Consider the following 25,211-nt stretch of genomic DNA (forward strand, 5'->3'; position numbering starts at 1 on the left):
TAGAGGGCGGCCCATGGCGCACACCGCGCCTAGGTGACCCGGGGCGGGAGACGCCTTCGGCGTCTCCCGCCCGATCCGGAAGGGGCAAGGCAGGCGTTGGGCGCAAGCCGTCTCATGCGCCTTCGCGCAACAAAGAAACATCGAAGACCTTCAACTTTCGCCATGCGACGGTTGATCGAGCCGGGACGGTTTTCCAAGAGCACCGCAAAGGCCGGCAGCCATGCAAAGATGATACTTCATTCGAAACCGCGACCTTCGTATACACGCGCTGCAATGATGCGAAACACACATCAGCCAACACGAGAAGCGGTCGGCCGGAGCAAGACGGATGAAGACATACTGCGAGTTTACGTTTGAGGCTGCTCACTCGGTGCAACCCTATTCGGGCTTGCACGGACATACCTTCATCGCAAGGCTCACCTTCGGGGGAGCGACCGACGAGACCTATGGCTGGCCGGTCAATCTCTACGATGTCGAAAATTTCATCAAAGAAATCAAGGGCGAGCACGGGACCGGGTTGGATCATGCCAATCTCGATCTCGTTCCGGAAATCGGGATCGCGTCACTTGAAAACATCACGACCTATATCTGGCGTTTGGTGAAGCCTCGCTTTCCCGGACTTGAAGAAGTTGAGCTCAAGCGCGGCATGACAGGCTCGTCGGAGGGCTGCATCTATCGCGGCGAAAGCGTCGGCTGACGAAATTCGCCGATCCGGAGTAGCAGGAATGGGCGCCCTCACATAACGGGCGCTTCACTCGCCTATGCCTAGGCGCAAGTGGGCAGCCATTATTCAGAATGAATGTTGAGCACTGAATTTCAATCTCATCTTTCCGACGGGCGAGCACACCAGAGCCATGATCGTATCGTTACGCGCACTGAAGATATTCTTCGTTTTTACAGTCGGAAGCTTTCTCATAGCGACGCTCTACATCTCGGCTCTGGTGGTGGAGCGCCAGGAATTGTTGAGGGAAATTTCCCACTACAATCCGGCGTTTCAGGTAAGCCAGGCCGTCACCGAATTCATGCGCCTCGAGCGACACCTGGTAGTCTTCGAGGATCAACACGGCGAAAGCGACAAGGACGAGGTCCTGCTTCGGTACGACATCATTCTAAACAGGACGAAGATTCTACTGGAGGGAGCCTTCCAGACCTTCGTTCAGTCGGCTCCCGATCACCAAGACACGCTGCGCAACCTTGCCAGCGCCTTGGCCGCCGTGCAGCCACTCATGGAGACCCTCGACCGGCCAGGCGCTGCTCGGCAAGCGCTCGAAGTTCTGGCGCCTCTGGAGCCTCGGCTGATTCAACTCGCATCCTTCGCGCACAATCTTGAGGCGGAACGGGTTGCGCGGGATCAGCAGGAGCTCATCCGTCTGCACTGGCTCTTCTCCGGACTTGCCATCAGCCTGATCCTGTTCGGGATCGTCATGATCGCACTCCTGAACAGACATAACCGGCTTCTGGGAAAAGCGCATGCGGATCTCCATGTCCTTGCCGGCAGTCTCGCTCATGCGGCCAATCACGACGCGCTGACCGATCTTCCGAACCGCGTATTGTTCCGCGAGAAGCTGGAGGTGGCTCTTCAGGCCTTCCGGCAGCAGGGAAGGGATTTTGCCGTCCTCTGCCTTGATCTGGATCGCTTCAAGAACGTCAACGATGCGCTTGGGCACGAAGTCGGCGATTATCTTCTGAAGGTCGTAGCCGATCGCCTTCGGGGATGCCTGGGAACCGGCGACATTGCCGCCCGTCTCGGCGGCGACGAATTCGCAATCCTGCAGCAGCCCATCGAAAGCATGGAATCCTGCGCCGCTCAAGCGTCGAGGATCGTGGAAGAGCTGAGCGCCCCCTATGTCATCGACGGGCATGAAATCGTCATCGGCACGAGCATCGGCATCGCTGCCGCAGGCAACGGGATCGTGACCCCCGACCAGCTTTTGAAGCATGCCGACCTGGCCCTCTACGAGGCCAAGTCGCAGGGACGCGGCACCTTTCGCTATTTCGAGCCGGAGATGGAAGTTCGTCTGCACGCCCGTCGCATCCTCGAGGTGGACCTGCGCAGGGCTTTGGCACACGACGAGTTCGAGCTGTTCTATCAGCCCCAGATCAATATCGAGACGGAGGAAATCAGCGGGTTCGAGGCCCTTCTTCGTTGGCATCACCCCCTGCGGGGCATGATTTCGCCGGCGGAGTTCATTCCGATTGCCGAGGATATCGGTTTGATCTCGCCTCTTGGCGAGTGGGTCTTGAACCAAGCCTGTGCAGAGGCGAGCAAGTGGCCCCGTGACATGAAGGTTGCGGTCAATCTCTCGCCGCTCCAGTTCAGAAGCCGGTCTCTCGTGCAGAGCGTCAGCGGTGCGTTGGCAAGGACAGGCCTTTCCCCCGACCGACTGGAGCTCGAAATTACGGAGTCGTCCCTGCTCCAGGAGAACGAGGCGACCTTGGCGGTTCTGTACCAGTTGCGCCGGCTTGGGGTCCGCATCGCCATGGATGATTTCGGAACCGGCTATTCGTCAGTCGGGTACCTGCGCGGCTTTCCTTTCGACAAGATCAAGATCGATCAATCCTTCGTGCGGGACATCCCCTCCCAGGCCGACTCGTTCGTCATCGTACAGTCGATCGCCAGTCTCGGTGCCGGCCTGAGGATGTCCACCGTCGCCGAGGGCGTGGAGACCGAGGATCAGTTCCGCCAGATCCGGGCTGCCGGCTGCACGGAAGCCCAAGGCTACTATTTCGGACGCCCGAAACCTGCCCGCGAATTGGTCTACACGCTCAAATCGGCACATTGCACGACGTGATCCATCTCCACGGCTCGGCGCCACGTCTCCAGGATACTCCTATCGTTCATAGGCCGGAGCCGGGAGGCGCTCAGCGGATCCCCATCGCGCTTAGTCGTTCTGGATCCCACCCTGCCAGAAGCTCGGCCACCTCCGCCCCGAACACCGGCTTGGCGAAGAGGTACCCTTGGGCATTGTTGCAGCCCATCTCGCGCAGCCGTCGTGCCTGCCCCTCGGTTTCCACTCCCTCGGCGGTGACCTGCAGGTTCAGGCTTCCGCTGAGGCCGATGACGGCGGCCACGATCGCCGCATCGTCTCCGTTCTGCTCCAGGCCGCTCACGAAGCTCTGATCGATCTTGATATGGTCGACGGGAAACTGCTTGAGGTGAGCCAGCGAGGCATATCCCGTGCCGAAATCGTCCAGAGCGATCTGAACTCCTTGCCGGTGGAATTGCGTCAGCGCATCGGACACCATGCCGAACCGGCTTTCGAGCAGGACCCGCTCGGTGACCTCCACCTCAAAGTGTTTCGTGGGAATCTTCGCCAGAGCAAGGATGTGGAGAACCTCGTCGGCCATGTCAGGCTGACTGAATTCCGCACTGGAGAGATTGACGGCGACCCGGCCCGGGTCGAAGCCGGCACTGAGCCACTTGAGGATGTCGGAAGCGACCTTCCCGATCAATCGCTTGCCGATCGTTTTCGCCAGTTCCGGATCGTCGAAGGCCACGCCGAAGGTGCCTGGCGTCAGGAGGCCCCGGGTCGGATGATCCCACCGTGCAAGCGCCTCGAACCCCACGATTCTTCCGGTCTTGAGACACACCTTGGGCTGGTAGACCGGGATGATCTGATCCTGCGAGATGGCGGATCTCATCTCACGCCCGATTGCCAACCGCTGCTCGGTCATGGCTCGCATTTCGGGAGAATAGGTGACCACGCGATTACGGCCTTCGGCCTTGGCACGGTATAACGCGATGTCCGCGTCTTTCATCAGTTCTGCGGGCTCGTCGTCATGGTCGGGGAAAGCGGCGACGCCGATGCTTGCCTGACCGCTGATCGTTCGCCCCTCGTAGGCAAAGGGTTGCCTGAAGCGTTTGATGATGATCTCGGCAAGGCTCACCGTATTGTGGAGCTTCAGCGGATCGGTGACCAGAACGGCGAACTCGTCTCCTCCGAGCCTCGCGACCATGTCGCATTCACGCATCATCGGGACCAGACGATTGGCCGTTTCCACCAGCAGCGCGTCACCTGCACCATGGCCGAGGGTATCGTTGACGTCCTTGAAATCGTCCAGATCGATCATCAGCAGACCGACGCAGGTGCCGTTCTGCTTGGCTCTGGTCAACGCCTGTTCGAGGCGGCGCTGGAAGAGGACGCGATTGGGAAGCCCGGTCAGCGGATCGTGGTTGGCAACTCGCCAAACCTCCTCCTCGGCCGCCTTGCGGTCGGTGATGTCGAATGTGACACCGACGATGCGGTCCGTCCCCACCCTCTCTCCACGGGTTGCAAGCCACAAGGTCCGGCCGTCCGGCAGGATATAGCGGAACTCACTTGTCTCCGTGCCCTTCTCGGCGATTTCCGCAAGCAGCTGATCGCGCGCCGGCAGATCCTCTGGGTGGACGCGCTCCAGAAACTCCTGAGGTGGGCCGGACCCGATCCCGAGCACATCGATGGAGTTCTCGGAGCGCGTGACGTATTCAGCAGCGAGATCCTGCTCCCAGGCCACCATACGGCCCGCCTGCATGGCAAGCCGCAGCCGTTTTTCGCTCGCCCGAAGCTGCTCTTCTGCATCCTTTCTGTCATGGATATCGGAGAGACCGCCGACCCACTCCCTGATCGTACCATCCGGGTTCCTGACCGGCACGGCTCTCGTCTGCATCCAGCGGTACTCGCCACCCGCTTGCCGCACACGGCACTCGGCCTCGTAAGGCACCCCTGCGGAGACTGCCTTCAGCCATGCCTGCTCGATGCGGGCACGATCATCGGGGTGAAGCGTGTCGACGCTGCCAAGCCCGACATAGTCACTCTTCTCCTGCCCCGTGACCTCCTGCCAGCCTTTCGTTTCCGTGATCATGCCATCTGGTGTGGCGACCCAGAGGACGACTGAACTCGCCTCGAGAAGGGCTCGATGCCGCTCCTCCTCCCGCGCCAGGGTGGCTTCAGCCGTCTTGACGGCATGGATGTCGGTGCTGGTGCCGATCCACCGCTCAATATTCCCGTGCCTATCGCGGATCGGGTGCGCACGAGCCAGGATCCATCGGTATTCACCGGAATGGTGACGGAGGCGATACTCCGCCTGATACGGTTCCCCGGTGCTCAAGCAGCGATTCCATCTGACAAGAACCCGCTCCTGGTCATCAGGATGGGCGACGCTGCTCCACTCCGTGGAATCCGGAGGCACCCCGATGAATTCGTAGTAATGCTTGTTCCGGTACTCGAACCTTCCATTCGCGCTGGCGGCCCACGCCATCTGCGGCAGCGCGTCGACGACCGTCTCGAACGCCTTCCCCCGCTGGGTCAGGATCCTGCTCGTCTGGCGAAGCTCCAGTTCCCGCACCGCAGCGCGTGCCAAGGTGAGGAGCGCTGCAGACTGCAGCTCCGTGAGTCCGTCTGGCCGCGCCTTGGTGTCCGCGATGCAAAGCGTGCCGAGCGGCAGGCCCTCCTCGCTGACGAGGGGAGTTCCCGCGTAAAGACGAATATGCGGCTTCATTGTTACAAGAGGATTGCTGCAGAAGCGCGCGTCCTCTGTCGCATCGGGAACGATAAAGACGCCCGTCTGTCGAATGGTGTGGGTACAGAAAGAGATATCGAGCGTCGTCTCTCGGACATCCAGGCCGATCCCGGCCTTGAACCATTGCCGGCGCTCGTCGAGCAGGCTGATGGCCGCCAATGGAGCATCGCAGATCCGGGATGCAAGATTCACGATGTCGTTGAATGCTGTCTCGGGCTCTGTGTCCAACATCTCCAGGCTGCGAACCGCATTGAGGCGAGCAGCCTCATCCCAGACGGGCGCACAGACCTCATTGACACGTACCGACATGGTAAATTGCCCCGCAGCAGACTCGTTGTTCTTCGTTCTTGCGATGGTGTTGGACGCAGCGTACGACCCATAGCCCAAGAAACACCCAATGGGGATGCGACAACAGCCCTCCGCTCAAACAAGCTCGTCTTCGTAGGCGTTAAGGCTAACGGCTTGAGATGCTGCGGCAGTCCCGTCTGTCGCAAGTCGTGGTTCCGGGACGCATCGCAGGGCTCGCCCCAATCGCCTCGATATTACGTTGTCTTCGACGCCAGCTTCGCGCGTCGTGGTACGATTCACCGTTCGTGCTCGCGATGAGCGGTCACGGCCGCACGAAAATGGACAGCCGTCTCTCAATCTCCATCGGGCATGACGACGTAAATCAGGACTGCCATGATCGTGACGGCGAAGCGAAAGGCTGACGGAACACCATTCCACTGTTGCGACATCCACATTCCGAACCATTCGCCGCCGATCGACATAAAGCCGACCTGCCAGATCAAGAAGCCAAGCGTCAGCCCGGCAACGGCCGCTCCCTTCGAACGGTTGAAAGCAGCGGCAGACATTCCGATCTGCCTGAACATCCTCGCCGCTCCGAACCAGCAGAGCCCAGCCACGATCGCCTCTGCGGCAATGATGGTCATATAGGCGGCGTGATGAAGAGACGGATTCGTGACCGCTCGATATCCGATGGATGTTCCCGGGAACACCGTATCCATGGATAGGACATGTTGAACGAAAGCAAAATTGGTCCCGTAATCGGTGATGTTTCCGAAGGCAACGAGGCTTGCAAAGAGCCCGATGGCCGCAACCATGACGGTTTTCGAAATCCTGACGACAGTCATGACAGATCCTAGATCGAGTCGATCCGCCGCTACAACATAGTAGCCGACAGGCAAAAAGGCTGCAGTGGCGGCTAGAGGGCTGTGAACAATCTGCAGGAGTATTCAGCTACGAGATTCCATCGGCTCCCGCCCCGCAGATCAGGGCGCAGACATGGGAATTTCCCGCCTGCGGAATTCGTCCTGTCCTCAGGGCCGCAATCGACGCCGCGCCTGACAGATCGGCCGCGATGCCGAACTCGAACCAGAGCCAGCGCGCCGCTTCCTGCATCTCATCATCGGTGACGAGAACGATATCATCCACATTGCGGCTCACCACCTGAAAGATGGCCTCATCCGTTCGCCGGCAGGCCATGGTCGGAACTCTCGTGCTGACATCGTCGAGCGCGACGAGGCGCTGCGCATCGAGACAGGCCCGCAATGTGGGAGAACCGACCGGTTCGATCCCGATCACTCTGGCTTCGGGGCGCCGGGCCTTCACGGCGGTAGAAAGGCCGGTGATGAGCCCGCCTCCCCCAATGGCAACCAGGAGGATATCCACGTCCGGCATGTCGTCCAGTATCTCGAGCCCAAGTGTGCCCTGACCCGCGACAACGGCCGGATCGCTGAACGGGTGCACGTAAGTGGCATCGGTCTCGGCCGCGAAGGCCAGAGCAGCCTCATTGGCTTCGTCCCACACCGATCCGACGATTTCGACGGCCGCGTTCCACCCCTTCAACTTCGCTACCTTGTCGGGCGCCACGTTGGAGGGCAGAAAGACCTTCGCCTTAACTCCAGCCACATAGGCCGTGCGAGCAACGGCCAACCCATGGTTACCGCCGGAAGCCGTCACCAATCCGTTCTCCAGTCGTTCGGGGGAAAGCGTCATCAGCCGGTTCATGGCGCCTCGCGCCTTGAACGATCCCGCTGCCTGCAGGAGTTCCAGCTTCAGCGTGACGCGCCCCTCGAGCCCGCCGGGATCGCGCATCTGTATTGCCGGCAGCGTGGGAGTGCGCCTGATGAAAGGCGCGATGCGTTCCTGCGCGGAAAGGATGTGGTCGATTGTGATCATGCGTGAAACTCCTCCGTAGGACGTCGGCACATCGTGCCGTTGTGGCGGAGCGCATTTGCAGGTGCGCGTTTGATATTTCTACATTTTCCGACTTGAGAGATTTGTGCAATCTTCAATCAGAAACAGAACACATTGTTATCCGGCGCATCAGCCGGCTGAGTACCAGGGCGAAAGGAAAACACCTCGATGTCTCGTGAAGCGGCCATTGCGAAGGCTGAGACCTATTTCGATTCCGGAGCGCTCAAGGCAGATCTGGCTCGCCTGATCGCCATGCCGACGGAAAGTCAACATCCGGACAGAGCCGATGTTCTCGCGAGCTATATCGAGCGCGAGATGCGTCCGCTCCTCGAAAACCTCGGCTTCAGGTGCACGACCCTGCATCACCCCAAGGCCAAGGGTCCCTTCCTCTTCGCTGAGCGGATCGAGGATCCCAGACTGCCGACTGTCTTCGGTTATGGGCATGGCGACGTTATCCGCGGCCTCGACAAAGAGTGGAACGAAGGCCTCTCTCCGTGGTCTCTGACGGAGGTCGACGACCGCTGGTATGGACGCGGCGTGGTTGACAACAAGGGACAGCACATCATCAATATTGCCGGACTACGAGCCGTGATCGAGACTCGTGGGAAGCTCGGCTTTAACGCCAAGTATCTCATCGAGATGGGCGAGGAGGTGGGCTCCCCTGGCCTACGCGAGCTCTGCTCCGAGCAGAAAGAGCTCATGAAGGCGGACCTGCTCATCGCCTCCGATGGACCGCGCCTCAATGCCGAACGCCCGACGGTTTTCCTCGGCTCCCGGGGCGGAATCACTTTCGATCTGACGATCGATGCCCGCGATGGCGGACACCATTCCGGAAACTGGGGCGGCCTTCTCTCCGATCCTGCCATCCAGCTTGCGCATGCCATCGCCACGATCGTCTCCCCGACCGGGCAGATCCGGATTCCCGAATGGGTACCCGAGGAGATCCCGACCTCGGTCCGTCGAGTCCTTGCCGACTGCGAGGTAGACGGAGGGCCCGACGGCCCGAGCATCGATCCTCATTGGGGCGAACCGGGATTGACGCCTGCCGAGCAGGTTTTCGGCTGGTGCTCCTTCGATGTGCTCGCCATGAAGTCCGGCAATCCTGAAACTCCCGTCAACGCTGTTCCGCCAAGTGCCTGGGCCCGCTGCCAGTTGCGGTTCGTCGTGGGTATCGACCCGGACGAGGTTCTGCCGGCATTGCGCCGTCACCTTGACCGGCATGGGTTCTCCATGGTCCGGATCACCAAGAGCCGTGAGGAGATCTTCCACGCCACGCGCCTCGATCCGGAAGATGCCTGGGTCTCCTGGGCTGTAAACTCGCTTGCCAGGACGACGAACAAGAAGCCCGCAATCCTGCCGAATCTCGGCGGATCGCTGCCGAACGACATCTTCTCGGAAATCCTGCAACTGCGGACGATCTGGGTGCCGCATTCCTATCCCGGCTGCTCGCAACATGCCCCGAACGAGCATCTTCCGACTGCAATCGCCCGAGAGGGACTCGCCATGATGGCCGGCCTCTATTGGGATCTCGGCACCGGCGATGTCCCAACAGCCACAAGCGCTTGAGGCCGAGAACGCGGATGTGCCCGATCTGCAGGAGGGGCCGGACAGGTTCGCAACGGGATCGCGCCGAAACCAAGTAACGGCTATTAGGCGGCACCAAGACGAAGGAAAGCAGAGAGGGACCGCTCGATCAGGGCCCGGTCGAGTCCGTCTACGATGAAGACAAGTCGTGAGCGCCGATCCTCGTCGGGCCATGACATCATATGGATTGGCGGATGAACAAGGTGCTGCACGCCGTGAACGGCCACCGGCGCTGATGAACCTGCGATGTTGAGTATGCCCTTCACGCGCAGGATCGCAGCCCCATGCCTGTTCAGCAGCATGGTGAGCCAGATTCCGAACAGCGTCCAGTCGACTGGCTCATCGAACACGACTGCAAAGGCTTGGATGCCGATACCATGACGGTTAGGGTCGTGAACATGATGGTCTTGCGTTCCGGTTCGAGTGATCTCTGCGGAGAACCAGTGCTGCGCCGCCGCGCTCTTTCCGGCCAGTTGAAACAGATCGTGCGACAGCAGCGCCTCGATATCCAGTATCGTCTGAGGAGAGCACCAGAGGGGAGCGGATGGATTTAGCTGACGTATATGGTCGACAAGCGAAATAACCGTCACCTCGTCAGCGATATCCGTTTTGGTGACGACCAGCCGGTCCGCGACGGCAACCTGCTTCACGCTCTCCGGTTGGCGAGAGAGTTGAGCCTCGCCGTTCACCGCATCGACAGTGGCGATAACATTGCCGAGACGGAAGTGATGCTTCAGCACCGGATCGGCATGCACGGTCGACAGGATGGGGAATGGATCGGCCAACCCCGTGCTCTCGATGATCATCCGCCGGAAAAAGGGAATGGCGCCGCATTCGCGTTTGGAGTGCAGATCTCCGATCGCGGAGGAGAGCTCACCCCGGATCGTGCAGCACAGGCATCCGGATTGCAGGAGCACCATCGTATCGTCGATGCGTTCGAGAAGATGATGGTCCAGCCCGACCTCGCCGAACTCGTTGATCAGAACCGCCGTATCGGCCAGTGCCGGATCGCTCAGGAGCCGCTGAAGCAGGGTCGTCTTGCCTGAGCCCAAAAACCCGGTGATCAGGTTGACGGGTGTCAGGGTTACCTCGTCAGTCACCAGAGGCCTCGAGTCTTGCGATCAGCGCTGGGTCAAGAGGATCGCACTTGCGGCCGGTCAGCCTCTCAGCCTTGATCCACAAATGGGCTAGATGATCGACAATCTCTGTCTTTCCCGTTGCAGAACTGAGCAGAAATGCCGAGCCCTGCCAATCTCGCAGCCTGAGCCCATAAAACGTCAGTAGCTTATTGGCGCACTGCACTCGCCGCGAGCGCTCGCGGCGGCGCTCCGCAGCCTCCGGGTTGCGACTGAACACTCCGGGGCGGGCGATGGCATCCGTCCAATGGTCCGAGCCACCGAGAACGCCGCATAATGCGCACATGCCAGTTCTCTTCCTGTCCAATCAGCCTGCCTGCTCAGGCACACCGGTCTTGAGCGACCCCTTTCGCGGAAAGCGCCTCGCGAAATCGTCCGCGATCTCGTCCATGGTGACGAAGCGGACACCGGGGTGGCTCGTCATGTGGTGGAAAAGCCGCTCCAACATCATCAGGACCTGCGGGCGGCCGGAAACATCCGGATGGATCGTAATCGGGAATACGGCATAGTCGTATTCGCGGTAGACCCAGTCGAACTGATCTCTCCATAGCTGCTCGATGTCACGCGGATTGACGAAGCCATGACTGTTCGGCGACGCCTTGATGAACATCATGGGCGGCAGATCGTCGAGATACCAACTCGCCGGAATCTCGATGAGATCGGTCTCCTCTCCTCGCACAAGCGGCTTCATCCAGTCGGAGGCCTTTTTCGAATAGTCGATCTTTGTCCACCGATCTCCGACGCGAACGTAATAAGGTTGGAAATCATGGTGCATCAATGAGTGGTCGTATTTGATGCCACGTTCGAGCAGAAGCTCGTTGGTGACGGTCGAGAACTCCCACCACGGAGCCACGTATCCGGTAGGCCGTCGGCCTGAAAGCTGGGTCACAAGCTCGATGCACTTGTCGAGGACCTCCGTCTCCTGCTCTCGGGTCATCGAGATCGGGTTCTCATGGCTGTAACCATGTATTCCTATTTCGTGACCTGCATCGGCAACCGCCTGCATCTGCTTGGGAAAGGTCTCAATAGAATGGCCAGGGATGAACCAGGTCGTCTTGATGCCGAAGCGATCGAACAGTTGCAGCAGACGCGGACTGCCGACCTCACCCGCAAACAGACCGCGGGAAATATCATCCGGCGAATCCTCGCCACCATAACTTCCAAGCCATCCTGCGACGGCATCGACGTCGATGCCGAAGCTGCACAGAATCTCTTTCGCCATGGCAGGTTCTCCTTCGATCGCCGGGGCCTGTGTGGATTCACCTAAAGTTATCGACGCGTCTCGCCATGACAGAAATTCTCGTCGGCGAGCGCTCCTAAGGGCCGATGGACGGGCCGAACGCCGAAGAACCTGCGCCAGAGACAAGCTCTTTGAGCCTCAACGAAGCGCCTGCAGCGGGGTTCCACGACCCCACCAGACAACTCTGGCAACGAGGTGGCAGCCCGGCCCGCCCGTGTCGGTCACCGCGTCGAGAAGTGTCCCTCCAGGACGCAAATTCTAAAGTTGCTGGAGCTTGCGGATCTCGTCCGATGTATCGATATCCTGGAGCACGGCCGGATCTGCGGTCGGCCACTCCAATACATCGGCGCGCCCGCGAAGGGCTTGCCCGGCGCCGATATCCCCAGAGAGCCCTTCGATCAACCATTCCAGCTCCCGCGAGAGCACGACCGGGTTACCGCGTCGGCCTTTCAGGGTCGGCACCAGCGCCGCCGGCTCATTCAGATCCCGCCAGTTCTTCACAAGCGCATCGATGAGGTCCGTTTTGATCAGCGGCATGTCTCCGAGAAGAACGACTCCTGCCTTGGCGTTTGCGGGCAACGCAGCGAAGCCCGTCTGGAGCGAGGTCGAAAGCCCGTCTGCATAGAAAGCATTGTAGACAGTCTCGACCGGAAGTCCCTGCAGCGAGGTCTGAATCTCACTCGCCCGATGACCGGTGACCACGATCACCGGGTGAGCCACGGACATGACCGCGGCCTCGACCACGTGGCGCACAAGAGGCTTGCCGGCGATGTGGGCCAGCAGTTTGGGCTCCTGCCCGAACCGGGTGCCCCGGCCGGCCGCCAGAACAATCGCCGCAACGTCGCTCACTCCTCGTCCTCACTTTCACCTCCGGCACGCGGCTGCGGCCGGGTGCCGATTTCCATGAGGAGCCCTCCAACCCCCAGAGACGTGATGTCGGCACGGGTAACGGGCACATCCGCCAAGATGCGCTGGAGAACCCAGTCGAACCCGTTCTCCCTAGGAGAGCGGGCGCAGCCTGGAGCGCCGATGATGGGTTTGCCTGCAATGGACCCGATGAGGAGCAGGTTTCCCGGGTCGACAGGCATTCCGAAATGCTCCACGTGTCCGCCGGCCATCTCGATGGCTGACGGAATGACGTCGCAGCGGTCGGCAATGGCGGAAGCCCCGAACACAATGATCGGATAAGAATCGCCAGTTGCCTGATGCGCGAGCTCTTGCGCCAGCGCAGGCGCGTCGTGAGGCACGCGTTTATCCCAGGCGACAGTTGCGCCCGCCGGCTCCAGTCGCTTGGCGAGCACGGCAATGGTCTTGTCGATGATGCTGGGCTTGAGGCCCGGCAGAATGGTCGAGATCACTCCTATATGGCGGCGTGTGTATGAGGCGATCCGCAAGCCTCCTGCACCCGCTCTGGCAAGGCCATCCTGCAGGAGGATTTCCGGGACCGCATAGGGAATGATCTTGACGGTGCCGATCATCTCGCCCGCAGCAACGGCCTTGTACGCTGGCAGGGTTGCGACCGTCATGGCCTCGTCGATCGCGTTGAAGCCATTGATGGCTTCGAGGTCGATCAGCAGAACTCCCGAGGTCGTCGCGTATAGGTTGGAGCGTCCGGTGAAGGGGCGCTCGACAAGGACATTCTCTCCGGCCAGCGCCTTGGCAAGTCGCCAGGCAGCTTCATCCTCGCCGATATCACCAGGCTCCAGCCGAGCGGCAATGATCTGCTCGATACCGGCGCGCTTTAGATGCGACGCGACTTCGGGGGAGACCAAACTCCCTTTTCTGACCACCAGCCCACCCGCACGCACGCTGTGGGCAGCAAGCGCTCCAACGGCTTCCTCCACGGATACGAGGCCGAACTTCACGCCGCCCGCCTCCGATCCCGGCGAAGAGTCGCTATGATTTCAGCAAGAATGGAAACGGCGATCTCAGCAGGTGAGACGGCACCGATATCGAGGCCGATCGGCGCATGGATGCGGGCAATATCGGCGTCCGTGAAGCCGGCCGCCATCAGACGCTGGGTGCGGCGCTCATGGGTTTTCCTGGAGCCGAGAGCACCGATATAGAAGCATGATGAGCGTAAAGCGGCGGAGAGCGCCGGATCGTCGATCTTGGGGTCGTGGGTGAGCGCCACCATCGCGGTATAGCGATCCAGACTCATGCCGGGCAGGACTGCATCCGGCCATTCGGCCAGCACCGTGACGTCCGGGAAACGCTCAGGTGTCGCGAAGGCCGTACGCGGGTCGATGATGATAGCATCAAGATCCACACCCCTCATCAGGGGAGCCAGGGCCTGACTGATGTGAACGGCGCCGACGATGACGACCTTCACCGGCGGCACCTGGACTGTCAGGAAGAACTGATGCCCCTCCTTCTCCAGCAGGCCGCTTTTGCCAAGCCGCAGATACTCCTGCAGTTCGTCCTCCAGGGGATCGTTCCGAATGTCTTTAGCCCGGACGAGGCGCTGCTCGCCCGAGGCGAGGTCGGTGATAAGGATCGCCGGACGTCGGGCGGCCTGCTCCGCATTGAGACCGGAAAGGAGATCCAAACGCATGTCGCTCCGTCACCCTCCTTCCGGCACAATGTGCAACATCACCGCTGCTCTCTGAACGAGAGGCGGACATGCCTCTTCTCGGGCTCCGGTATCGAGGGAAGGTGCGAGCAGCCGGCTGCGGTCACTTCAGTCTACCCGCTCGACATAGATCCTGATCCGTCCGCCGCAGGAAAGCCCGACCTGCCAAGCCGTCTCGTCAGCGACTCCGAACTCTAGCATCCGCGGTTTTCCGTCGGCAATGACCTCAGAAGCCTCCGTGATGACCGCGCCCTCCACACAGCCGCCCGAGACGGATCCGAGGAAGTTCGTATCCTGGTCGATGACAAGGTGGCTGCCAACAGGCCGAGGAGCCGAACCCCAGGTCTCGACAACGGTTGCGATTGCAACGCCTTTGCCTGCACGCCGCCAGGCCTCTGCTGTCTTCAGGATATCCGCATCGGTCGAGAGCATGGGAGCTCCAAAACGGGAAGAGCCATTTGCAGGATGAAGTCTGCAACCAATACTGCCATTTCCCACGATGGGACTGCAACCGGGGTCCACTCAATGGACTTGATCCGGATTTGGAAGATCTGGAGATCGCCGCGCCCATGTCGACAGCCGGGAGAAGCGCGTCGCGCACCGGCGCTGCTTCTGGCGGCCATGCCTCGCTCGTATCCAAGAACTCTGATGCACTGCAACAAGCATCAACGGCATTGCAACAAAACGGGACGGGTGGCGCACCGGCCGATTTGCTCCATACTCCTCATCAATGCTGGTCGAAGACAAGGGAGGGTAGCATGACCATGAAGATGGAGGGGGAAGTCTTTTTAGCGGTGGATCGGGTGACGGTGTGGAATGCACTGAACGATCCGGATATCCTGAAGGCATGCATTCCTGGCTGCCAAGACCTGGAGAAGGTGAGCGACACGCAGTTCCAGGCAACCGCCAAGGTTGCGGTCGGTCCCGTCAAGGCGACCTTCAAAGGCGGGGTGACGCTGTCCGATCTCGACCCGCCGAATGGCTACACCATCAGCGGCGAAGGCCAGGGCGGCATCGCTGGCTGGGCAAAAGGCGGCGCAAGGGTTCGTCTGGAGGATGTCGAAGGAGGTACTCGGCTGACCTATGATGTCGAGGCCCATGTCGGGGGCAAGATCGCTCAGTTGGGAGGGCGCCTGATCAACGGAGTCGCGAAGAAGTACGCCGATGAATTCTTTGCGAATTTCGCCAAGATCCTCTCACCTGCGGAAACTGCCGCTTAGCCGGTTCTTGCCTGGCGCCCCCGCACATCGTTCCAATGCTTGACCGCTTCAGAATCGCGGTTCACACTTGCTGTCGACGGATCGTATTTCTCGGTCGTCCAACAAGAATACCTGCCGGTGCCTGAGACCACCTAAAGGTTGGCCGGGTTGCCGGCGTCCGTGGAGGAAATCAAGCATGACCACCGTCTCCTTGACGGTGAACGGTCAATCCGTCACCGCAGACGTCGACCCCCGAACCCTACTCGTGCAGTTCCTGCGCGAAAATCTCCGCCTCACCGGCACGCATGTCGGTTGCGACACCAGCCAGTGCGGCGCCTGCGTCGTACACCTGAATGGTCAAGCCGTAAAAGCCTGTACCGTTCTGGCCGTGCAAGCGGACGCCAGCGTCGTGACTACAATCGAGGGCCTTGCCCAAGGAGGCGAATTGCACCCGATGCAGGCGGCTTTCCGCGAGCATCATGGGCTGCAATGCGGTTACTGCACCCCCGGCATGATCATGGCGGCTGTCGATATGGTGAACCGAAAGGGCTCCAACCTCGACGAACAGACCATTCGCGCCGAATTAGAAGGCAACCTGTGCCGCTGCACAGGCTACCACAACATCGTCAAGGCCGTTGCCGCCGGAGCTCAGGCCATGGTCCAAAACCCTGTCCGGCAGGCAGCAGAATAAGGCACCGCCGGCAGGCTCGCCCAAGGCACAACGCCCCTCGGATGAGGATGCAGTAGCGGCGAGCCTCGAAGCAGGCGCCTTGTCTCCGGAGCATTCTTCGAGGTTCCCACGCTGGCTCCGCCTCTCCGGCGAGGGCAGACGACATAAGGGAGGACATCATGACCGCGACAGGGATCGGCGCGCCCGTACGCCGCAAGGAAGATCAGCGTTTCGTCACCGGCCAAGGGCGCTACGTGGACGACTTCAACAGACCCGGTCAAGCTTATGCCTATTTTCTGCGCTCGCCCCATGCACATGCGGCGATCCGGTCCATCGATACAGGCCCGGCACTTGTCATGCCCGGTGTCCTGGCCGTCTTCACGGGCGACGACCTCGCCGCGGACAAGATCGGCGGCCTTATCTGCGGCTGGATGATCCATTCCAAGGACGGCTCCCCGATGAAGGCCGGTCCTCATCCGGCGCTTGCCCAGGATAAGGTGCGCTATGTCGGCGACCACGTGGCTGTCGTGATCGCGGAAACCCTGGCGCAGGCGAAGGACGCCGCTGAGGCGATTGTGGTCGACTACGACGTTCTCCCAGCGGTGGTCGAGACCGCTGAGGCACAGAACTCGTCGGTTCAGGTCCACGATGTCTCGTCCGACAACACCGTGTTCAACTGGCATCTCGGCGACAAGGACGCGACCGATGCCGCATTCGCACAGGCGAAACACGTCACCAAGATCGACCTCGTCAACAACCGGCTTGTGCCGAACCCGATCGAGCCCCGCGCTGCACTCGGCGAGTACGACCCGGGAACGGACAACTACACCCTCTACACGACGAGCCAGAATCCCCACGTGGCGCGCCTCGTCCTGTCCGCCTTCATCGGTGTGGCACCCGAGCACAAACTGCGCGTCATCGCTCCTGATGTCGGCGGCGGCTTCGGCTCGAAGATCTTCATCTATGCCGAAGAGACAGTCTGCGTGTGGGCGGCAAAGAAGGTCAAGCGGCCTGTGAAATGGACGTCGGACCGTACGGAAGCCTTTCTCTCGGATGCGCACGGTCGAGACCACGTCACACGCGCCGAACTGGCAACGGACGACAGCGGCAAGATCCTCGGCCTGAGGGTTCATACCATTGCCAATCTCGGGGCGTATCTCTCCACCTTCTCGTCGTCCGTTCCGACCTATCTTTATGCCCCTCTCCTTTCCGGCCAGTACGATATCCCGGCGATTTACTGCGAGGTGGATGGAGTCTACACGAACACGGCGCCCGTCGATGCCTATCGCGGCGCTGGCCGTCCCGAGGCCACCTTTGTCGTCGAGCGCCTCGTCGAGAAGACCGCTCGCGAACTCGGCCAAGACCCCGCCGAGTTCCGCAGGCGGAACTACATCACGCAGTTTCCGCATCAAACTCCGGTCATCATGGCCTACGATACGGGGGATTATGCCGCCTCGCTGGATAAGGCGCTGGAACTCGCCGACTTTGCGAATTTCAGCGAGAGAAAGCGCGACAGCGCACGTCGCGGCAGGTTGCGGGGCATCGGCTTTTCAAGCTACATCGAGGCCTGCGGCATTGCTCCCTCGCAGGCCGTAGGATCGCTCGGTGCGGGCGTAGGATTGTGGGAATCTGCGGAAGTGCGGGTGAATCCGACGGGATCCGTCGAGGTTCTCACCGGCTCCCACAGCCACGGGCAGGGCCATGAGACCACGTTTGCCCAGCTCGTCTCGGACCGTTTGGGTATCCCGATCGACCAGGTCAGCATCGTTCACGGCGACACCGACAAGGTGCAGTTCGGCATGGGCACCTATGGCTCGCGTTCTGGTGCCGTAGGCATGTCGGCTATTGCCAAAGCCCTCGATAAGGTCATTGCAAAGGGCAAGAAAGTGGCGGCCCATGTGCTCGAGGCGGCCGAGGGCGATATCGAGTTCAAGGACGGCAAGTTCGGAGTGGCCGGCACGGACCGGGCTCTCGGCTTCGGAGAGGTGGCGCTGCAGGCCTACATCGCTCACAAGTTCTCCGGCCAGGATCTGGAGCCAGGACTGAAGGAGGGAGCATTCTACGATCCCACCAATTTCACCTTTCCGGCAGGAGTGCATATTTGCGAGGTGGAGATCGATCCCGATACGGGCGTCACCACCATCGAGCGCTGGACGGCCGTGGACGATTTCGGGGTGATCATCAATCCGATGATCGTCGAGGGTCAGGTCCATGGCGGCATCGCACAAGGTGTCGGGCAGGCGCTCCTGGAGGGAGCCGTCTATGACCAAAGCGGTCAGCTCGTGACGGCCAGCTTCAACGATTACTGCATGCCGCGCGCCGCCGACCTGCCGTCATTCCAGGTCGACGTGACTGTAACGCCCTGCCCCTCCAATCCGCTCGGAATCAAGGGCTGCGGCGAGGCCGGCGCCATAGCCGCGCCACCAGCCGTCATCAATGCGATCACGGATGCGCTCGGCCACGAGGACATTTCCATGCCCGCAACACCCCAGGCTGTCTGGCGCGCGGTGCGGAAAGCGCACATGCCCATGGCGGCCGAATAAGGGAGAACTGCGATGTACGCCTTCGAATATCATCGCCCGACGAGCATCGGGCAAGCAGCGACCCTCGCCACCGAAGTCGAGGACGTCAAGTTCCTGGCAGGAGGGCATACCCTTCTGCCGACCATGAAGATGCGCCTTGCCGCCCCAGCCAGTCTGATAGACCTCAGCCAGATCGCAGAGCTTCACGGGATAGAGCGCTCCGCCGAATCGATCACCATCGGCGCCATGACCAAACATGCGGAGGTCGTGAATTCGAGCGAGATCCGCGAGTCGATCCCGGCTCTCGCCGAGATGGCTGAGTTGATCGGCGACCCGCATGTGCGTCACCGCGGCACGATCGGCGGCTCGGTCGCCAACAACGATCCGTCCGCGGATTATCCGGCGGCCTGCCTTGCCCTGAACGCCACGATCATCACCAACAAGCGGGAAATCGCGGCGGACGACTTCTTCCAGGGGATCTTCACAACGGCTCTGGAAGAAGGCGAGATCATCACAAGGGTCTCGTTCCCGATCCCCTCTCGCGCCGCCTATGCCAAGTTCCGCCACCCGGCGTCCCGCTACGCTCTGGTCGGTGTGTTCGTCGCAGAGCGCGGTAACGACGTCCGATTAGCCGTGACGGGGGCCGGCGCGGACGGCGTCTTCCGGGTGCCGGAGATGGAACAGTCCCTGAGCCGGCACTTCGCCCCCGATGCCCTTGAGGGGATCATCATACCGCCCGAAGGCATGAACGGCGACATTCATGCGGACGCGGCCTATCGCGCGCATCTCGTCGGCATTATGGCACGGCGCGCCGTACAGGCCGCCGCCTCCCGCGGCTGAGCGCCTCCGCTCCGCGCTCAGGCCACCATGACGACAGAACCGGAGGGAGCGTTGAGGTTTACATGCCCGGGCCATAGCCCGGGCATGGCGTTCCAATGGAGCAGAGAATCCCGTGGCTGAACGACCCGGATCCATCGACGAGACGTTGGCGCTCTTGGAGAGCGCAGGATATGTTGCCGACCGCCCCCTCGCGACAATCCTTTTTCTTGCGCTGAAACTCGGGCGGCCGCTCCTTTTGGAAGGGGAAGCCGGAGTCGGCAAGACGGAGATCGCGAAAGTCCTGTCCACGACCCTGGGGCGGCGCCTCATCCGCCTGCAGTGCTACGAAGGACTCGACATAGCCGCCGCCGTCTACGAATGGAATTATGCAGGACAGATGATGGCGATCCGGCTCGCCGAGGCCGGTGGGGCGGTGCATCGCGATACACTTGAAGGCGAGTTGTTCTCGGAGCGGTATCTCGTAAAAAGGCCGCTGCTGCAGGCCCTCGAGGCGGACGCCGCCGGAGCTCCGGTTCTCCTGATCGACGAACTCGACCGCACCGACGAAGCCTTCGAAGCATTCCTCCTCGAGGTGCTGTCGGACTCCCAAGTGACCATTCCGGAGTTGGGAACCGTTCGGGCAGAGCACCCGCCGATCGTCGTCATCACGTCGAACCGTACGCGGGAGATTCACGATGCGCTCAAGCGCCGCTGTCTCTATCACTGGGTCGACTACCCCGACGCCAGGCGTGAACTTGCGATCCTGAAGAGCCGCGTGCCGGATGCATCCGGACGTCTGTCGAAGGAGATTGTCGGATTCGTTCAGGCGATCCGAAAGGAAGATCTGTTCAAGGCACCGGGTGTCGCAGAAACGCTGGATTGGGCTTCCGCCTTGGTGGAGCTTGACGCGGTGGCGCTCGACCCAGCTCTCGTCTCGGACACGCTCGGCGTTCTGCTGAAGTACCAGGACGACATCCAAAGAATGCAGGGGAGCCGCGCCAAGGAAATGCTCGATCGGGTGCTGAGCGAGTTGAGGGTCCCGGCGTGACGGGTGCGGCCGTCCGACAGGGCGAAGGCCATTTTGCGGAAAACATCGCCTATTTTGCGCGAGCATTGCGCAGCGCGGGCCTACCGGTAGGGCCAGGGGCTGTTCTCGATGCGATCACAGCGGTCGAGGCTGCCCAGATCGGGAGCCGAGAGGATTTCTACTGGACCCTTCATGCCGTCTTCGTGAAGCGACATGAACATAGCATTCTCTTCGATCAGGCTTTCAAAATCTTCTGGCGGCGGCGTGCATTGCTTGAGAAGCTCATTGCCCAGATGTCGCCCATATCCCCTGGAGGAGCGAAGAAGGAGGAGAAGCCGAAAGCGGGCGCTTTGCGGGTGGCCGAAGCCTTGGCCACTCCCCAGTCGAGGCAGCCGGAACCCCTCGAGCAGACGGAAATCTCTGCGCGTCTCACCGTCTCGGACCGGGAAGTTCTGAAGGCGAAGGATTTCGCCCAAATGTCGGCTGATGAGATCGCCCGGGCCAAACATTTGATCAACGAGCTTTGCATGCCCGACGACACGGTTATGACGCGCCGCTTCTTGGCAGATCGCAAGAGCCGCCGGATCGACCCGCGTCGTACCTTCCGACAATCACTGCGTGGAGGAGGGGCTGCAATTGATCTCGCATATCGTAAGCCGGCCGTGCGACACCCGCCCGTGGTGGCATTGATGGACATCTCGGGCTCAATGGCGGACTATACCCGTCTCTTCCTGCATTTTCTGCATGCAATTGCCGAGAAGAGACGGCGCGTCCACTCCTTCGTGTTTGCTACTCGCTTGACCAATATCAGCCGCGAGTTGACAGGCCGGGATCCGGATGAGGCGCTTGCCCGTGCGTCGAAACGGGTACAGGACTGGGAGGGAGGAACGCGGATCGCCCAGGCCCTGCACGAGTTCAACCGCCATTGGTCCCGTAGGGTTCTTGGACAGGGTGCCGTCGTATTGCTCTTCACCGATGGACTGGAACGGGAGGTGACAGATCAACTGACCTTCGAGATGGACCGCCTGAAGCGCTCCTGTCGGCGTCTGATCTGGCTGAACCCGCTACTGCGTTTCGATGCCTTCGAACCTCGCGCCTCCGGCATCCGGGCGATGCTGCCGTACGTGCATGAATTCCGCCCTATCCACAGCCTCGCCTCGATGGACGAACTTTGTCGAGCCCTCTCCAGCCGACAGTCTGGAAGAGGGGATCCGCGTCAGTGGTCGCGCTCGCCTTGAGCCATGAAGGAGGACTGGGCCACTGGAATGAGTTGCAACGATCGACCGACTCGGCTCCCGTGGGTGGGCGCCTGCCGGTTTTCAGTTGCGAGGGCTCGGAAGCGTGGCCGCTCCTGCTTTCCTCAGGACGCCCGCACCTCGGCCAGCAGCCATCGATGAAAGGCCTGCAGGCCGGCGCGCATGGGGCGATCCTCCGGTGTCGTGAACCAATAAGCATTGCGGCTTTTGAACCCGAGGCCGGCGGGATTGACCAATCGACCGCTCTCAAGTTCCTCCTGCACGAGACGCCGTGGGACCAAGGCGAGCCCCTGGCCGGAGATCGCCGCCCGAATAACCAAGGAATAGAATCCGAAACGGATGGTGTGAGTGGGCTCAAAATCACTAAGCCCCTGCGCAGACGCGAACTCGCTCCAGCGCAGCGGCGTCTGGAAATGATCGAGGACGGTATATCGGCGGACATCCTGCGCCGTCACGATACCGCCCATGCGGGAGAGGAGCGAGGGCGCACCGACGAGAGCGACATTGCGTCCGAAAAGGTAATCTTCCTTTTGCCCCGGCCAGTGCCCCTCCCCGAACCGGAACACACCATCGGCTGCCTCCGTGGTATCAGCCGTAACAAAGTTCGTGAACTGCACGTCGATTTCAGGATGGAGCTCGGCGAAGCGCGAAAAACGTGGCACGAGCCACCGGTCGCCGATGATCGGGAGCACATGAAGCCGCACTGACCAGGGCGATGCCTTCAAGGCCGAGATCCGCGCACCCGCAGCCTCGAGTTCCGCAAGAGCCAGGCGAGCATGCTTGATATAGATCCTTCCGGCCTCCGTCGGCACCAAGCCTCGGCTCCCGCGGGTAAAGAACACGGCGCCCAGCGTCTCCTCCAGGGTACGCAGATGCTTGCTGACCGCGCTTTGCGTCAGGTTCACAGCCTGAGCAGCTCCTGAAGCAGTGCCATGTTCGGCAATGGCAAGGAGCACTCTCAGTGACGTCATGGAGCTTGGGAGGCGCTGGATGCTCATGGACAAACCGGCAGTATCGACGAGTTGGAACAGAATGCCTTTCTATTCCACAATGGAATAGAAAGGCGACTATTTTTCATTTGTCACCGATCCTCTCCCTTGGGACACCAAGTGAAAGGGAGAGTTGCGATGACAGCACCAAAGGTCTTGTGGGCGTCGAGGTTTCGTTCCGATCCGTCTCCCGAGCTCATGAACCTTTCACGGTCCGAGACGAGCCACTTTCGACTTGCGCCCTATGATCTGGTCGCATCGTCGGCGCATGCGCGGGAACTCGTCCGTTCCGGTTTGATCGAGAAGGCGGAGGGTGAACGTATCCAGGCAGCTCTCGCCTCGATCGGAACAGACATACAAGCGGGAGCGATCCACCCTTCCAGCACGGACGAGGATGTGCATACCTTCCTGGAGCGGATCCTGATGGAGCGGCTCGGCCCCCTGGGAGGCAAGCTGCGGGCGGGCCGCTCGCGCAACGATCAGGCGGCGAACGATCTCAAGCTCTACCTGCGGGACAGAAGCCGCCGCATGGCTCTCGACCTCTTAGGTCTGCAGGAGGCTTTGGCCCACCAGGCTGAACGGCACATCTTCACGTTAGCGCCCGGCTTCACACATCTCCAGCCGGCTCAGCCTGTCAGCTTCGCCCATCAACTCCTTGCCCATGCCCAGGGCTTCGCGCGTGACATCGAGCGGCTGCGAGACTGGGACCGTCGGTCGGCCCGATCACCGCTGGGAGCCGCCGCGCTGGCCGGCTCGGCGCTCGCAAGACAACCGGAATTGTCCGCCCGCGAGCTCGGCTATGACGGCCCGTGCGAGAACTCCATCGACGCAGTCGGCAGCCGCGATCACGTCGCGGAATTCCTGTTCGTGACGGCAATGCTCGGAGTGAACCTCTCACGTCTTGCCGAGGAAATATTCCTTTGGTCTTCGCGGCAGTTTCGCTGGATCGAGCTCGACGATGCCTATGCAACCGGATCGTCCATCATGCCGCAGAAAAAGAACGCCGACATTGCGGAACTGACGCGGGGGCGCTCCGCACGGCTCATTGGCAGCCTTACGACGATGCTCACGGCACTTAAGGGTTTGCCATTTGCATATAACCGCGACCTCGCCGAAGATAAGCGAGCCGCCTTCGAGGCAGTCGATACTCTCGCCGCTGTGTTGCCTGCCATGGCAGGCATGGTCCGCACCATGAGGGTCAATGTCGAGGAGCTGAAGCGTCAGGCGACCGAGGGCTTTACCCTGGCGACGGAGGTGGCCGACTGGCTTGCACGCCGGGGCGTGCCGTTTTCCGAAGCTCATGAGATCACGGGCGGCCTCGTTCGTTATTGCGAAGATCGCGGAATTGGTCTCGAAGACCTTTCCGACGAGGAATTTGCCACTGTGGACCCACGCCTTGACGCATCGATCAAATCCTGCTTGACGCCCGAGGCGGCAGTCACCGCACGCAATGCCTATGGGGGCACGGCACCCGAACGAGTGAACGAACAACTTGCCCGCCTGCGCTCGCTTTTTCACGATCAGAGGAAGTGGGCGATACATTATGACGGGCCGCGGACTTAAAAAAGCGAGGACAACCGGATGAGCAGCGCCGCCGCACAATCCGCAACGGGAACGAGCACCGAGGCCCAACGCTTCGATCCGTCCATCGCGCACCTGACCCATGTACCGCGCCGGCACTATGGACGCTGGATTGCCAGCCTCCTGATTCTCATCGCCTTCATCTATGTCGCGAAGGCCTTCGCGGAAGGGCAGATCGACTGGAAGGTCGTTGGACAGTTCTTCACTGCTCAGTCCATTCTCGATGGTCTGGTCAATACGATCATCATGACGTTCTGCGCCATGGCGCTTGGGATCGCACTGGGCGTTCTGTTCGCGATCATGGTCATGTCCCCGAACCCCGTCCTCAAGGGTGTGGCGGTGTTCTATATCTGGTTCTTCCGGGGCACGCCGCTGCTTCTCCAGCTCCTGATCTGGTTCAACCTGGCCCTTGTCTTCCCGCGGGTCGGAATTCCCGGGCTCTTCGAGGCGCGCATGGTGGACGTGATGACGCCGTTCGTGGCCACGCTCCTCGGGCTGGGCATCAATCAGGGCGCCTATACGGCGGAAGTCGTGCGCTCCGGAATCCTCTCGGTCGACGCCGGACAGACGGAAGCCGCCAAGTCCATCGGCATGACCCGCCTGACGACACTGCGCCGCATTATTCTTCCGCAGGCAATGCGCGTTATCATTCCGCCCGTGGGTAACGAGGTGATCAGCATGGTCAAGCTCACCTCGATTGCAAGCGTCATTGGTTATGCCGAGGTGCTACGCAATGCGCAGACAATCTACTACGCCAATGCTCGGGTAATCGAACTCCTGATCGTTGCGGCAGCATGGTATCTGATGATCGTCACGGTCCTCAGCGTCGGACAGCATTTCCTTGAACGCTACTTTGCCAAGGGACAGAGTCGTCGTAGAGCGCGCCCGGCTGCTCGGCCCGCCACGGAGAGTTGAGCC

22 protein-coding genes are annotated in these 25,211 nt (G+C 61.0%); 11 read left to right on the forward strand and 11 right to left on the reverse strand.

Going from position 1 to position 25,211, the window contains the following annotated elements; genetic code table 11:
- Positions 1 to 328: 328 nt before the first annotated feature.
- On the forward strand, positions 329 to 697 hold the full coding sequence (locus LGR44_RS03050) for a 6-pyruvoyl trahydropterin synthase family protein (RefSeq protein ID WP_226737123.1): 369 nt from the start codon (positions 329 to 331) through the stop codon (positions 695 to 697).
- Between the two features lie 727 nt (positions 698 to 1,424).
- Complete coding sequence (locus LGR44_RS03055) at positions 1,425 to 2,792, forward strand: putative bifunctional diguanylate cyclase/phosphodiesterase (RefSeq protein ID WP_226737919.1); 1,368 nt, start codon at positions 1,425 to 1,427, stop codon at positions 2,790 to 2,792.
- Between the two features lie 70 nt (positions 2,793 to 2,862).
- Here LGR44_RS03055 and LGR44_RS03060 read toward each other — a convergent pair whose 3' ends face one another.
- The 3 genes from LGR44_RS03060 to LGR44_RS03070 form a co-directional block, all read right to left on the reverse strand.
- The gene (locus tag LGR44_RS03060) at positions 2,863 to 5,886 is read right to left on the reverse strand and encodes a bifunctional diguanylate cyclase/phosphodiesterase (RefSeq protein ID WP_226737125.1); all 3,024 of its coding nucleotides are present in this window, start codon (positions 5,884 to 5,886) and stop codon (positions 2,863 to 2,865) included.
- Between the two features lie 254 nt (positions 5,887 to 6,140).
- The gene (locus tag LGR44_RS03065) at positions 6,141 to 6,632 is read right to left on the reverse strand and encodes a DUF2165 family protein (RefSeq protein WP_226737127.1); all 492 of its coding nucleotides are present in this window, start codon (positions 6,630 to 6,632) and stop codon (positions 6,141 to 6,143) included.
- A 106-nt stretch (positions 6,633 to 6,738) separates the two neighbouring features.
- The gene (locus tag LGR44_RS03070) at positions 6,739 to 7,680 is read right to left on the reverse strand and encodes a threonine ammonia-lyase (RefSeq protein WP_226737129.1); all 942 of its coding nucleotides are present in this window, start codon (positions 7,678 to 7,680) and stop codon (positions 6,739 to 6,741) included.
- A gap of 186 nt (positions 7,681 to 7,866) precedes the next feature.
- On the opposite strand from LGR44_RS03070, the gene LGR44_RS03075 reads away from it, so the two are divergent.
- Positions 7,867 to 9,264, forward strand: coding sequence for a M20 family metallopeptidase (locus tag LGR44_RS03075; protein WP_226737131.1), 1,398 nt, complete (start codon positions 7,867 to 7,869; stop codon positions 9,262 to 9,264).
- Between the two features lie 83 nt (positions 9,265 to 9,347).
- Here the strand turns inward: LGR44_RS03075 and LGR44_RS03080 are convergent, their stop codons facing one another.
- From LGR44_RS03080 to LGR44_RS03110, 7 genes are all read right to left on the reverse strand, one after another.
- Complete coding sequence (locus LGR44_RS03080) at positions 9,348 to 10,382, reverse strand: CobW family GTP-binding protein (RefSeq protein WP_226737133.1); 1,035 nt, start codon at positions 10,380 to 10,382, stop codon at positions 9,348 to 9,350.
- Positions 10,375 to 10,704: a hypothetical protein gene (locus tag LGR44_RS03085; RefSeq protein WP_226737135.1), complete on the reverse strand. Its 330-nt coding sequence runs from the start codon at positions 10,702 to 10,704 to the stop codon at positions 10,375 to 10,377. Before LGR44_RS03085 ends, LGR44_RS03080 begins: the two co-directional genes overlap by 8 nt.
- Before the next feature lie 21 nt (positions 10,705 to 10,725).
- The gene (locus LGR44_RS03090; RefSeq protein WP_226737137.1) at positions 10,726 to 11,640 is read right to left on the reverse strand and encodes a polysaccharide deacetylase family protein; all 915 of its coding nucleotides are present in this window, start codon (positions 11,638 to 11,640) and stop codon (positions 10,726 to 10,728) included.
- A gap of 276 nt (positions 11,641 to 11,916) precedes the next feature.
- Positions 11,917 to 12,507, reverse strand: coding sequence for a nucleotidyltransferase family protein (locus LGR44_RS03095; RefSeq protein WP_226737139.1), 591 nt, complete (start codon positions 12,505 to 12,507; stop codon positions 11,917 to 11,919).
- Positions 12,504 to 13,523, reverse strand: a complete 1,020-nt coding sequence (locus LGR44_RS03100; RefSeq protein ID WP_226737141.1) for a molybdopterin-binding protein — start codon at positions 13,521 to 13,523, stop codon at positions 12,504 to 12,506. Before LGR44_RS03100 ends, LGR44_RS03095 begins: the two co-directional genes overlap by 4 nt.
- The gene (locus LGR44_RS03105) at positions 13,520 to 14,212 is read right to left on the reverse strand and encodes an XdhC family protein (RefSeq protein ID WP_226737143.1); all 693 of its coding nucleotides are present in this window, start codon (positions 14,210 to 14,212) and stop codon (positions 13,520 to 13,522) included. Before LGR44_RS03105 ends, LGR44_RS03100 begins: the two co-directional genes overlap by 4 nt.
- Before the next feature lie 126 nt (positions 14,213 to 14,338).
- Positions 14,339 to 14,662, reverse strand: coding sequence for an XdhC family protein (locus tag LGR44_RS03110; RefSeq protein ID WP_226737145.1), 324 nt, complete (start codon positions 14,660 to 14,662; stop codon positions 14,339 to 14,341).
- 326 nt (positions 14,663 to 14,988) lie between these two features.
- Between LGR44_RS03110 and LGR44_RS03115 the strand changes: the two genes are divergently transcribed.
- The 6 genes from LGR44_RS03115 to LGR44_RS03140 all read left to right on the forward strand — a co-directional run bounded on the left by LGR44_RS03115 (position 14,989) and on the right by LGR44_RS03140 (position 21,705).
- The gene (locus LGR44_RS03115; RefSeq protein ID WP_226737147.1) at positions 14,989 to 15,450 is read left to right on the forward strand and encodes a CoxG family protein; all 462 of its coding nucleotides are present in this window, start codon (positions 14,989 to 14,991) and stop codon (positions 15,448 to 15,450) included.
- A 175-nt stretch (positions 15,451 to 15,625) separates the two neighbouring features.
- Entirely contained in the window at positions 15,626 to 16,120 is a 495-nt protein-coding gene (locus LGR44_RS03120) for a (2Fe-2S)-binding protein (RefSeq protein WP_226737149.1), read from the forward strand.
- Between the two features lie 158 nt (positions 16,121 to 16,278).
- The gene (locus LGR44_RS03125; protein ID WP_226737151.1) at positions 16,279 to 18,642 is read left to right on the forward strand and encodes a xanthine dehydrogenase family protein molybdopterin-binding subunit; all 2,364 of its coding nucleotides are present in this window, start codon (positions 16,279 to 16,281) and stop codon (positions 18,640 to 18,642) included.
- Positions 18,643 to 18,654: 12 nt separating this feature from the next.
- Positions 18,655 to 19,461 carry an FAD binding domain-containing protein gene (locus LGR44_RS03130; RefSeq protein ID WP_226737153.1) on the forward strand — a complete coding sequence of 269 codons (807 nt, stop codon included), beginning with the start codon at positions 18,655 to 18,657 and terminating at the stop codon, positions 19,459 to 19,461.
- Between the two features lie 112 nt (positions 19,462 to 19,573).
- Complete coding sequence (locus LGR44_RS03135) at positions 19,574 to 20,488, forward strand: AAA family ATPase (protein WP_226737156.1); 915 nt, start codon at positions 19,574 to 19,576, stop codon at positions 20,486 to 20,488.
- Positions 20,485 to 21,705: a vWA domain-containing protein gene (locus LGR44_RS03140; protein ID WP_226737158.1), complete on the forward strand. Its 1,221-nt coding sequence runs from the start codon at positions 20,485 to 20,487 to the stop codon at positions 21,703 to 21,705. The genes LGR44_RS03135 and LGR44_RS03140 overlap by 4 nt, the downstream gene beginning before the upstream one ends.
- Positions 21,706 to 21,827: 122 nt before the next feature.
- Here the strand turns inward: LGR44_RS03140 and LGR44_RS03145 are convergent, their stop codons facing one another.
- Entirely contained in the window at positions 21,828 to 22,721 is an 894-nt protein-coding gene (locus LGR44_RS03145) for a LysR substrate-binding domain-containing protein (RefSeq protein WP_226737160.1), read from the reverse strand.
- Between the two features lie 129 nt (positions 22,722 to 22,850).
- Here LGR44_RS03145 and argH point away from each other — a divergent pair, with 129 nt between their 5' ends.
- Together argH and LGR44_RS03155 are read left to right on the forward strand one after the other, a co-directional pair.
- Positions 22,851 to 24,275: an argininosuccinate lyase gene (argH, locus tag LGR44_RS03150; protein ID WP_226737161.1), complete on the forward strand. Its 1,425-nt coding sequence runs from the start codon at positions 22,851 to 22,853 to the stop codon at positions 24,273 to 24,275.
- An 18-nt stretch (positions 24,276 to 24,293) separates the two neighbouring features.
- Positions 24,294 to 25,208: an amino acid ABC transporter permease gene (locus LGR44_RS03155; RefSeq protein WP_226737163.1), complete on the forward strand. Its 915-nt coding sequence runs from the start codon at positions 24,294 to 24,296 to the stop codon at positions 25,206 to 25,208.
- Positions 25,209 to 25,211: the final 3 nt, after the last annotated feature.

This window comes from Microvirga lenta, assembly GCF_020532555.1.
GTDB lineage: Bacteria > Pseudomonadota > Alphaproteobacteria > Rhizobiales > Beijerinckiaceae > Microvirga > Microvirga lenta.